Raw genomic sequence first — 11,862 nt, forward strand, 5'->3', positions numbered from 1 at the left:
ATGACGCTGTTGAACGAGCCTGCGTCCTTTCCTACTGCCATGTGGGTGGTTGCCAGGCACCTAGCGTCCGCGCCTGGCCGGCGCCAAACCCACGACGCTGTACGGGCCGCGCTGAGGCCAGGCAGCCTGCTGCCACCTGACAAGGCCGACGCCGACAAGACCTTCGACAACGCGGTCAAAACGCTTCAGGACCTGAATCTGATCGCCCTAGAAGACGATCGCCTCACTTTGCGCGACGACGGCCGACTGAAGTCCCCAGATGACTACCCCGGGTACGCCGATCTGCTGCGCACACGTGTCCTTGAGTCTCACCGCAATGAAGGAATCGCCCACGAAGGCGACCAGGGGCCCAAGGACCTGGTCAGAGCGTTGGCATGTTTCCTCACTCTCGACGCGTTCACGCCAGTCGACGAGGACGCCATGGCTGACCTGCTGCGCAGGACTCTGCCAGAACACATCAGCGACCCCAACTTCAACGACGTCCGCCGGAACCGATTCGGTTACTGGGCCAAAGCCCTCGGTTTCGCGACCGGCCCGCTCCTGCAAACGCCCACCAAGCTGACGCTCCAACCCGATTGCGCGGTCGCTGTCCAGCGTGCGGCTCGGATGCTTTGGCCAGCGGGCGCGCGGCTCGCAGCACGAGACGCGATCGCGGCTCTCCTTGAGGTCCTGCCTGTCCTACCTGGCGGCCGCTACAGCCTCGCGCTCGACCTCAAGGAAACCTCGATAGACGTGTCCTCCGCCTTATCATTCGCACTCTTCTGCGGCGAGGAGCGAGGCTGGCTCAAGTTCGACCGCCGCTCCGACGCCGACGATGAGGTGTTGCTCGTCGATCCCGACCGGGCTAACGGGACGCACCGGATCACCCACCTTGACATCCTGGAGCCACTCGATGGCTGAGTTCCGCCAGTTCCTCTGTTGGTCACCGATCGAGGCCGCGACGACCATCAGCACGGAAGCCGTCAGCCCGTCACCGTCCGTCTTCTTCGCCACCCATGCGCCACTGCGCATCAGGCGCCGACACCCCGAGGCCAAAACCGACGACCCCGGCACGGCAGTCACCGAGGAGGACGTACGGCGAGACTTCCTGGGGCGGGACACCCCGAACGGGGTCCTGTTGATGCCCGTGACCGGCGAGTCCGGAACCGGAAAATCGCATCTGGTCCGCTGGGTGCACGAGTTAACGCCGTCGACCGACAAGCGGGTGGTGATCTACCTGCCGAAGACCAGCACGAGCCTGCGGGCCGTCGTCCGGACGCTGCTCGATCAACCCGGAGTCGACAGCCCTGAATTGGCGCAACTACGCGCTGACGTCGACCGCATGAGCTCGGAACTGGACGTCGAAAGTCTGGAACGCCGCCTCATCAACGAGCTGTCCGAGGCCGTTGCGGTCGCTGACGCCAGACCAGGCCAAGGACGCGTCCTCGCCGGGCCAGGCAATCTCGCTCTTCTCCTGCTTGACCCCCATGTCCGCGACCATCTGCTGCAGAAGGGCAAGCTGATCCCGCGGCTTGCCGCCAGCCTCCTCTCCGACCGACAGGATGGCGAAGACGATCGACCGACCGCCTTCTCGATCACCGACCTGCCACTAGATATCGCCGATGTCAACAAGGCATCCGACAAAGCAAGACGCCTGCTGAGTCTCATCACGAACAGGCCGGAACTGCAAACCGCCGCGATCGACATCCTCACCGAGCAGTTACCGGTCGCCATCACCGCCGCCTGGAACATGGGCGGTGGCCGCCTACAGCAAGCGATGTTGGAGATTCGCCGCCAGTACGCAGCCCAGGGCAAAGAAATCGTCCTACTGATCGAGGACTTCGTCGTCCTCCAGGGTGTTCAGCGTGACCTGCTCGACGCCCTGATCGAGGCGGGGGTGCGCAGTGGCAAGGCCGAACTGGCTCCTGTCCGAACGCTAATGGCCGTGACTACCGGCTATTTCGCGCGGCTGGCCGAGACGGTGCTCACCCGCGCGAAGGCGGCTACGCCGTACCTCTACGACCTGGATGCTGGGTTCGACACCGGCGAGCAGGGCCGATCTGACATCACGGCTTTCGCCGGCCGGTACCTCAACGCCGCGCGCGTCGGCCGAGAGGCCTTAGACAATGCCAATATCGCGAACGGGGCAGACGTGCCCAACCGATGCGTCACGTGCGAGTTCCAAGAGACATGCCATTCCACCTTCGGTGCGTCGGTCGACGGGCATGGGCTCTACCCGTTTAACTGGCCAACCCTGCGACGGGCCATCCGAGCACGACCGGCACACAATAATCCTAACTCGTTCAACCCGCGGGCGGTGATCGGCGAGGTCATTCGGCCCGTCCTGGTCGATCACGCTCATGCCCTCCGTGATGGATCCTTCCCGGATCAACGCTTCAGCGAGGACTACCGCACTCCTGCTGGTGAGGATTACATGCTCGGCGCAGTGCAACGGGAGATCGAGGAACGCGACCACGCCGACGCTAGCCGCCGAAAAGCCTTCCTTGAGTTCTGGGGCGACGCCCCAGACCAAATAACCAACCTTGATCCGGCGATGCACGCCGCATTCGGCATTGGCCTTCTCGATCTCAACGATCTCGCCAGCGGACCCGGCCATACAACGACACGCGCAACGGAAGACACCACCCCCGGGAGGAGGAAGCCGGCCAGCGCCAACGCGCAAGAACTTCCTCGCGCCCTGGCCATGATGATCGATCATGTCGAAGAATGGCAGGGACGACACAGTCAACTGCCGCAAACTACCGCTGCTCACCTTCGAGGGACGATCAGGCAGGCCGTGATCAACAGATGCATGTGGATCGATCCGGTTGTGGCCGACCCGCAGTCTGCTGAACTCGACAGGGCATGGCCATCGAACTCCACCGTCGTGTCGATCGAAGGTGCGGCGAGCGAGCGGTTGCCGGGAACGGCAGACGCCCCGATTCTTTTCAAACGTAATCCGAGCAACGCCACGTTCTTCCGACAGATACTCCTGGCGAGCGTGGGTGTGGCAGGTAACGCGGCAGCGATACGACGCCTCCACGAGATCGCGGAGCATCACCAACCCGACCTCCAGCGTGCCGTACAACGCCACCGTGGCTTCTCAAACCGGGAACTCATCCTCGGGTTCCGCGCCTCTCTGCTGGGCGCCGCGCTTGCCGGCCACGCCTGGCCGGGCATGAAGGACACAGAATTGCTGAACGCGGCGCTTGCCGACGGGAGCGGGTGGGAACGAGCGGATGGACTGAGCCGCACACCGCAATGGAATCGGCTCTGGGAGGCTCACCGCAGCGGCCGTGGCGAACTGGTCGCCAGGCTACGAGACAGTGTGGGCTTCACGCGAGGGGTGCGAGGCAACGTCCGCATCGTCGACGGCACACGGGCCTTGCCCTTGGTTGGTGAGGCATCCCAAGAGTGGGCCTGGGAGCGCCCCGACAAGCTTCCCTCGTGGGCCACCAAGGCAGTGTCCGGACTCAATCAGTTTGCTGTCGTGGCCGATGCGCAGTTTGCCGACCTGCAGCACACCCTCGAGAAGGTTCGCGCTCTGCTACCCGCAGGAGTCAGCGGCGCCGAGACGGTGCTGGCGGTTGACCAGGCTCTTCGTGCCGCGGTCGACGAGGGCCTTGGCCCGGTGGACCTGCCAACATTCCGATCCTTGCTGGCTGACGTTCGGCAACGCGACTGGAAATCCATCGATCGGCTGGAGCGTGACATAGCGCGCGTCGCGGCTGCCGAGGACGACGACAGCCGGTTCCGCGCGGTCCTGGCGACATGCGCAGCAGACCGAGGGGCGGACCTGGCCGCGATTGAACGCTTCCTCGTCGCTGGTAACGCTTGGTTGACCGAGCGACTGGACCAGGCCAGGTTGAAAACTGGCGGTTCTGGCGAGTCGGCGGCACTACGGGTTCAAGAAGTTTTGCGGCAGTGGGCAGAGGTGGGGGCATGACAGCGATGTCTGTTCTAGACAAGGCGAGGGCGCTCACTGCTGAGGCGAACCGGCTACGCGAAGGGTCTGTCGCGGAAGACAACGCCAAGCGGGTCTTCACGCAGGCCGATGGCCTCGGCAGCGCGCTTGAGCAACTGCGCCGGTTGCTTGAAGCGGGTCGCGCTCTGCAGGAACAAGGCGCCGATGTGCCGGTGGGTCAGGTCGATGAGGGACGCGAGAGATTCGCGCAACTTGCCGCGGACGGACTGCCATCAGTTCGCGCCATCACCGCGGCCCGCCAGAAGGTAGAGGGCGTCCTTGAGCGGGTGCAGGCCACGCTGACAGGGGTGTGGCTGAGGTGGACCAGCGAGCGGTTGGCCGAACTCCCGATTCAACGTTTGGCAGTGTTGCCCGCTGCCGCCCAGCGCGACCAGCAGACATGGTTCACCGAACTGAAGAGACTTGGCAAGATCGAAGTGCCTCACGTACGGGAGATCTCCTCCTTCGTGACGACACATGCCGGCCTGAAGGAGTCGCTGAGCTACCTGCGGGAACCCGAGCCGGAGCTTGAGGCGTTACTGTTTCGCCTTGGCCGACGGGTGTCACTCGATCGAGTCTCAGACGCAGAGATCGCGATGCTACGGGAGTACGGTCTGGCCGACCAGATTGAACTCCATAGGAGGGGTTTGTGACTCAGGGGCTCGACGGACGCACCCTGTCTGGCGTCCTCGATCATCTGGAGGATCTCGAACTGCCCCTCCTGGTTTGGGGCGTGACCACGGGCACCCTCTCGCACGAGGAGGTGCTCGAGACGATTAATGAGCAACTCCTGCAGTCCCCGACCTCGGCAAACGTGGACCCCGACGACGTCCTCACGGCCCTCCTCGATGGCGCACTGCTGATGCGCATCCCGGCGACGTCACCGCCCCGCTACCGCACACGCATGGGCGAGACCGTGCGTCTCACCACCCGACTGCGACAGCTATTCGGCCCCCGCGACCTCACGTCGCCCCCAGCGCGTTGGTGGGAGCAAGGCAAAACGCTCGTCGCCGATTACCGCCTCCACACAGCACCGCGTCGCTACCCTGAGCGCAACGTCCTCATCGAGGACGCCCTGCAGGAACTCGCCCTCATCGAGGCGTGGACGGCCGGGCATGAGTCAACCGCGCGAGCGCTGCTCAGACATCCAACTGTGGCGAGATTCCAGGTGGACGCGACGCGAGCGATCACCACGGCGCTGAATGCGCGCCAGAGCGCGGGTGTCATCGTCGGTGCCGGCACCGGCAGCGGAAAGACGCTGGGTTTCTACCTCCCCGCATTCGCCGCCATGGCTGCGCACTCGCGGACGGGCGGAACCGGTGTGCATACGCTGGCTCTTTACCCTCGGATCGAACTGCTGCGTGACCAGTTGCGGGAGGCGGTCGCCACCTCATTGCGGGTGAATGAGGAGGCCGGCGCCGGGACGAGCCGCCGGCTCAGGATCGGAGTGTTGTACGGCGACACGCCGCACAACGCCCAGCGTCTACGCGCACAGACATCTCACCTGACCCGTGCGTGGCGCAGTCGCGGCGCCGATGTCGTGTGTCCCTACCTGTCGTGTCCCCAGTGCCGCCAGGAACTGATCTGGTCTCGCCAAGATCAGAACGAGAACCGGGATCGCCTGCACTGCACTCAGGCCACCTGTGGGCTTGTCATCGACGATGTCGTTTTGACCCGTGACTCGCTACGCGACAATCCACCGGACCTTCTATTCACCACGACGGAGATGCTCAACCGCAACGCCACCGACCCTGGGCTCGGTCAACTCCTCGGCTGGCGCGGCCTACGCCGGCCGTCGCTGGTGCTCCTGGACGAGGCTCACACCTACACCGGCATGCACGGCGCCCAGGTGGGACTCGTACTCCGGCGATGGCGCCACGCCGTGCGAAACCCGGTGACCTTCGTCGGGCTGAGCGCCACCCTGCGCGACGCCGCTGCATTCTTCGCACAGCTCACAGGCCTGTCGGACGCGTCGGTGGAGTACGTCACGCCGCAGCCGCAAGACCTGGAGAACAAAGGCCGGGAGTACGCCATTGCTCTACGCGCCGACCCGGTCTCCGGCGCGAGCCAACTGTCGACGTCCATTCAGACCGCCATGCTGTACGGCCGAATCCTCGACCTTCCCGGCCGGGAGATGCTCTACGGCTCGCGCGGTTTCCTATTCACTGATGATCTAGACGTCACGAACCGCTTTTACGACGACCTGTGCGACGCCGAAGGAGGAGGCACTAGACGCGGACCTCGACGAGCCGGGCGAGTCTTGGCCGGGCTCCGGTCACCGGAAGCGCCGTTCCGGGCTGAACGCTTCATCGACGGTCAGTCGTGGGATCTGGTACGTCAGATTGGACGTGACCTAGACCCTCGCGCTCTGATGGGACAGTTAGCCGTAGGACGTACGTCATCGCAGGACGTCGGTGTGGACGATGATGCCGATCTCATCGTTGCAACGGCGTCGCTGGAGGTGGGCTACGACGACGACCGCGTGGGTCTCGTCCTTCAGCACAAGGCGCCACACGACGCGGCTGCCTTCATTCAACGCCGCGGTCGCGCCGGACGTCGCCGAGGAACCCGCCCCTGGACCGTCATCACCCTGTCGGACTACGGCCGCGACAGGCTGGCATACCAGGCCTACGACTCCCTGTTCTCGCCCGAGTTGACCGCGCGCCGCCTCCCGGTCCGCAACCGCTTCGTACTCAAAATCCAAGGCGCGCAGGCTCTGCTGGACTGGCTATCCACGACGCTACGGGACAACCAGATCGACCCACGCCGGCTGCTGTCCGCGCCACGCCCGACTGCCCGCCCGCCGTCTCCAGCACAGGGGCAGGCACTCGCCGATTTGCTGGAAAAACTCATCATCGACCCAACATTGCAGGACAGCCTGATCGTCCACCTGCGTCGCGCCCTTGACATCAGCGCCGACGAGGCTCAGGCATTGCTCTGGGAACAGCCGCGTGCCCTCCTGCTCGGCGTGGTGCCCACAGCCCTGCGCCGGCTGCGGTCCGGGTGGCGACCCGTCGACCCGGACCCAGGCGCGCATCCCGGAAGCCTGCTACCCGAGTTCCTCACCACGGCCTTGTACGAGCCGCTGAACGTGCCGGAGGTCAACTTCCGGCTGCCATTCGCAGAGGATTGGGAAGCCCTTCCCATCGAGCGGGCGCTCCGCGAGGCAGTGCCCGGACGCGTCAGCCGCCGCTATGGCTACCGCCGCAGCAATCACCGCACATGGCTGCCGCTGCCAGATGTCCAGGCCAACGGCGCTCTAGAGATCGACAGTTTCGTCGAGACCTATACGCCACAGGGCACCTGGTCACCGACGGGACACCAGCCGGTTCAGGTCTTCCGGCCCCACGTCGTCGCTCTGCAGCAGCCACCGGACGCGGTCGCCGATCGATCGCAAGGCATTCCGGTGTGGGCGTCTGAGATCCTTGAACCCAGCAGCGGCCTCTACATGGCGGACATCCCCAAGCCGTCCAACTGGACCGACCGCATCACCGCTGTTGGTTTCGCCACGAGCGCCGCCGGCAACCCGGCTGAGGTTCGCCGAATGACGCTCGGGGCCGAATGCGACACGACCTATGACCGCGGCACCGCAGGCACCGTCACCAGCAGCGTCCGCTACAGCTTGGACGGCCGGCCGGCTGCGCTTGGCTTCCGCCTAAACGTCGACGCAGTCCGGTTCGACCTCGCACCGCTTAACCTCACTCGGCCGACCGTCGTCGAACACTTGAAATCGCCAGAGTGGCGATCGCTGGCGTTCGCCACCGCCGTCGCGGAGGACCCGGCGCTCGACGGTGTAGCCAATCCATTCCAGCGGAACTGGCTGACCACCGTGTATACGGCCGCATATGCCCTGGCCGCCACCCAGCCCAACAACGCGACCTCCGGCGAACGCCTTCACGCCCAATTGAGTCGTGGCGCCTGGCGCAACGACGTCCAACAGATCCTGCGGGCCCTCTACCGCGACGCCGGATCCGTCGCGACCGCCGCACCTGAGAGGCTCGTCGCCGGTCTGACTGAACTCAGCAACGACGCGCGGCTCACCGACTGCCTCGACCGTCACGCACGGCTGCTCTGGACCGATCAAGTCGTAAGCCTCACGGAAGACCTCGCCCAACGGACGTACCGCGAGACCGTGGCAGCCGCGATTCTGGCCGCTGCCCAACGCGCGTGCCCCGACGCTCAAGACCGCGACCTGATCGTCGACGTCGTTTCGCCGCCTGGGACCGGAGGCCCCGCCGCGGTCTGGCTGAGCGAAACATCGCTGGGCGGTATCGGAATCATCGAGCAGCTGACGCACTACTATGCCGAGAATCCGCGCCGATTTTGGAACCTCGTCGACAGCGCTTTAGGCCCCAGCGACCACGACTACATTCACAGTACCGTCGTGCAACTGCTCGACCATGTCGTGTCCCAGCCATCAGGGCCCGCCGCACAGGCAATGTCCACGCTCCGTGACCCGCGCTCGGCCCATGCCGCTGAGAGCGCGCTGCAACAACTTCGATCAGCATGGGCGAAACTCACCGGCCACCCACGCCATCAAGCCGTGGCAGCGCTCTCCACCCGCCTGCTAAGACCAGGAACCACCAACGCCACCGACGCCGCAGCGCTCGGACTCGTCCACGCCTGGGACGCCCTCCAGCAACGCCTCGGCTTCGAGGTCGAGGCAGCAGTGTTCGCATATCTCATCGGCAGCGGACAAGTCGCCGTGCCGAATGCAGGCAACACCAGCCTTACACCGGACCAGGTGTTCAGCTTGCTGTGGCCCCGAGGCAACAAGGCCCGAGTCCAACACCTGCAGCACTACCAGCCATACGCCCCCACGCCGATCCTCGATCGGCTCTTGGCGCAGGCAGCACACGACGAACGGCTGCCTGTGGTCAACGTCGACGACGTCGACTGGCTCGACAACTACCGATCGGCAGTACGCGACCGCGGCGCCGTCGTGCTCGTCGCCCCGGCACAGCGGATGCGAGCCTTCAGCACAGCCCTCAGGACCGTGCCGGCGGTTGCCATCGATCGCGACGTGCTGCGGGTCTACGGCGACGTTCGCACCATCACACGTGACGGCGACAATCTACGCGCGACGATCGAAGTTCGTGAGGCTACACAGTGACGTTGGAACGAGTGGTCCGGACCGGCCGGGCGACCGGCCTTCGCATCGACACAGTGCTGGCAACCGTGCTCACCGCTGAACTGGTGGCGCCGAGCAGCCAACTCTGGCTCGTGTCTCCCTGGATCAGCGACGTACCGGCCATCGACAACACCAGCGGCAGCTTCGACAGCGTGTTCGTCGACCCCTCGAACCGGATGTACACCCTTTCCGAAGTCCTATCCCTACTTACCTACAACCAGGCCCGGGTGACAGTCGTCTCGCGTCCCGACCGGCACAACTCGACGTTCTTGGACCGCCTTCGCCGCAGCGCCGACGGCGAGAACCTGCAGATCAAGCAACACGAAGACGTACATGAGAAGACTTTCTGCGGAGACGATTGGCTCCTCACGGGGTCCATGAACCTCACCCTGCGCGGCATGCAGATCAACGACGAAGCCGTCACGTACAAGGTGAGCAGTGAAGCTGCCGCTACCGCCCGCCTCGACTTCCGGCACCGTTTTGGAGGACTCGAATGACCGGGCGCCGCACCGAGAGCAGCTACGCCATTCGGGCGGACCGGCTCATCGAAGCGTTCTTCGGTCCAGCAAATCCTGTGTGGCCGGACCGCGATCCGGGCTCGCCTGTCGGACGCCGCCTCGTTCCTTACCTCCAAGTCCTTCATGAGGCATCTGACGTCCCCATCATCCTGCCGCGCCAGGACCCCGAGACCCGGCAATGGGTGGCATACGTCATCCCCCACGATGAACGACATGCGGCGACGGTTGGTGAACTGCTCCAGGCGTTCATCGGCACCAGCTTCGCCAGATTTCACGGCCTGCCCGCACGCCTCAACCCGAATGATCCGATAGATCGGGCTGTCCTTGAGTTCGCCGGCCACAGTTCAATCTTCGTCATCGCGAGCCCACGCTCGAAAGAGAAAGACATGTGGGACGCCGTACGGCTACTCCAGCAAGCCATACGAGCACGCCCACGACGGTCCTGGCATACGCCGACTCCCGTCGGCCGGCTGCTCAGCCAGTTTGACGTTGCCATGGCCGCAGGCGACAACACTGCCTCAGCATCGATCCTCGATCAACTCTCGGCCACCGGCGGGCTCAGCGCCACAAACGTCGCTCACCTGCGCATCAAGCGCTTATCCCGCCTCGGCCGGAACAGCGAACTGCTCCGGCTCGCAGAACTGCCCGATGTCGCCATCACGCACCCACCCATCCCTGTGCGCGACGCCATCCTCGCAGCGATCTTTGCCACCGCACTGGCGGAACCCCTAGCAAACGGCGACCTCGACCTTGCGCGGACCCGCCTCATCGAGGCCGGAACTCTGGTCCCCGCCCTCATGAACGGCGAACTTTCCGAACTGAGCCCTGAAGCGCTCACTGTCCTCGCGCTAGCTGCAATCGTCGTAAACAGCACACCCATCTTAGACCTCCTACGCGACCAACCCGATGTCCTCGAAGCGGTCGAACGGTTGGCACCTGAACTGGCCGCGAAATACCGCAACACCCGCCCCGAACCGCATGGGGGAGGCAATGTCCCAGAACCGACCGAACGCAGATCCAGCCCGCCGGCAGCAGCACCAGCGTCATGGCTTCAGTTGGTACAAGCCGTCGCAGTCCGGTCACCCGTCACTGAGGTCCTTGCCGGCGAGCAGTGGCGCCAATGGTCACAAGCAGCCGAGCACGACGACCAGATCGCTGCCGTCCTCGGTCAACTCGACGATGCAGCGGCGGACCGAATTTGGTCACTTGTTGGCCCATTCGTCGATTCGGACCGCTACCTGACCCCAGCGGCGAAATCAGCACGTGAGTTCCTCGTTAACGCGCTCACCCATGACCGTTTCAGCCCTGGTGACCTGGCCGGCGTCGTCGCTCTCACAGAAATCGTCCTTCGGTCCGCACCGGACGCCCCCGCATACGCACACCTCCTGGACGACCTGACGGCTGAAGCACCGCGATGGGCCGGCCCCGATCGTGCCCCAGTCGTCCTCGACCTCGTCGACCTCGTCGCACGGTCGGCGTGTCCAGACTCCGACGCCCGGCTTCGACTGGGTTACCGCCTACTTCGACCGCTGAGCGATCACAGCACCCGCCTCGACCCCGATCAGGCTACTTTTGCCGCTCAACTGAGTGCCGAAATCGCCGTTGAACTCCCGTGGCCTGAGCCCGAACCGAAATCATCAGCAGAGGCATGGTCGTTAGTGATGGCTCAGGATCTGCTCCTGTACTCACTGGACGAAAAGGTCCTCGGCCGGGTAGCCGCGACCTTCAATGCCGTCGCACCCCAGGTCAACGTCATCACAAGCCATGATTACGTCGGCAGCACGCAACTAAGACAGTGGGCTCGGCGTGCCGACGTCGTGGTCATGGCCACACGCTGCGCGACTCACGCCGCGACTGGCTTCATCCGTGCGAACTGTCGGCCGGGAACACCTGTCCGTGAAGCTGATGGAAGTGGCTCGGCCTCCCTCCTGCGCGCCGCGACAGCAGCGCTGATGCGTCGGCAGCCGATTTGAGCGGTGCCCCCAACTCGCGGTCGCTGGAGGACGCCCAACGACGCCCGAGTGCTGCTGTTGCATCCCGGCGGTGCAGGTGTTTCGTCCTCCAGGTCCACTTCTCCAGGTAAGAGCCGCGTTCCTCGGACGCGCCGAGGGGCAACTCGTCGCCGGACTCCGTCGTCAACCCACCCCGCCACCAGTTCCGCGTCATCCCGTGCGGCCCCCTCACATGAAGAATAGAATAGGAAGCCGCAGGTCATTGCCTGCGTGCACAGATAGAGCACCGCCTTAGGGAAAACCGGTACCCCATTTCCT

6 protein-coding genes are annotated in these 11,862 nt (G+C 64.7%); all 6 read left to right on the plus strand.

All coding sequences use genetic code 11. From position 1 onward, the window contains the following. From dpdG to ACFYON_RS04095, 6 genes are read left to right on the plus strand one after another with little or no spacing between them, the layout of a single operon-like run. Positions 1 to 900, plus strand: coding sequence for a protein DpdG (dpdG, locus tag ACFYON_RS04070; protein ID WP_238672874.1), 900 nt, complete (start codon positions 1 to 3; stop codon positions 898 to 900). Continuing rightward, positions 893 to 3,925, plus strand: coding sequence for a protein DpdH (gene dpdH, locus ACFYON_RS04075; RefSeq protein ID WP_387320580.1), 3,033 nt, complete (start codon positions 893 to 895; stop codon positions 3,923 to 3,925). Before dpdG ends, dpdH begins: the two co-directional genes overlap by 8 nt. Further along, a complete protein-coding gene (locus ACFYON_RS04080) occupies positions 3,922 to 4,596 on the plus strand; it encodes a hypothetical protein (RefSeq protein WP_387320581.1) in 675 nt (224 codons plus the stop codon). Before dpdH ends, ACFYON_RS04080 begins: the two co-directional genes overlap by 4 nt. After that, entirely contained in the window at positions 4,593 to 9,056 is a 4,464-nt protein-coding gene (gene dpdJ / locus ACFYON_RS04085; RefSeq protein WP_387320582.1) for a protein DpdJ, read from the plus strand. The genes ACFYON_RS04080 and dpdJ overlap by 4 nt, the downstream gene beginning before the upstream one ends. 11 nt (positions 9,057 to 9,067) lie before the next feature. Then, the gene (gene dpdK, locus ACFYON_RS04090; RefSeq protein WP_238672887.1) at positions 9,068 to 9,571 is read left to right on the plus strand and encodes a phospholipase D-like domain-containing protein DpdK; all 504 of its coding nucleotides are present in this window, start codon (positions 9,068 to 9,070) and stop codon (positions 9,569 to 9,571) included. Then, positions 9,568 to 11,565: a hypothetical protein gene (locus ACFYON_RS04095; protein WP_387320584.1), complete on the plus strand. Its 1,998-nt coding sequence runs from the start codon at positions 9,568 to 9,570 to the stop codon at positions 11,563 to 11,565. Before dpdK ends, ACFYON_RS04095 begins: the two co-directional genes overlap by 4 nt. Positions 11,566 to 11,862: the final 297 nt, after the last annotated feature.

Source organism: Micromonospora sp. NPDC005686, from assembly GCF_042871665.1.
Taxonomy (GTDB): domain Bacteria; phylum Actinomycetota; class Actinomycetes; order Mycobacteriales; family Micromonosporaceae; genus Micromonospora.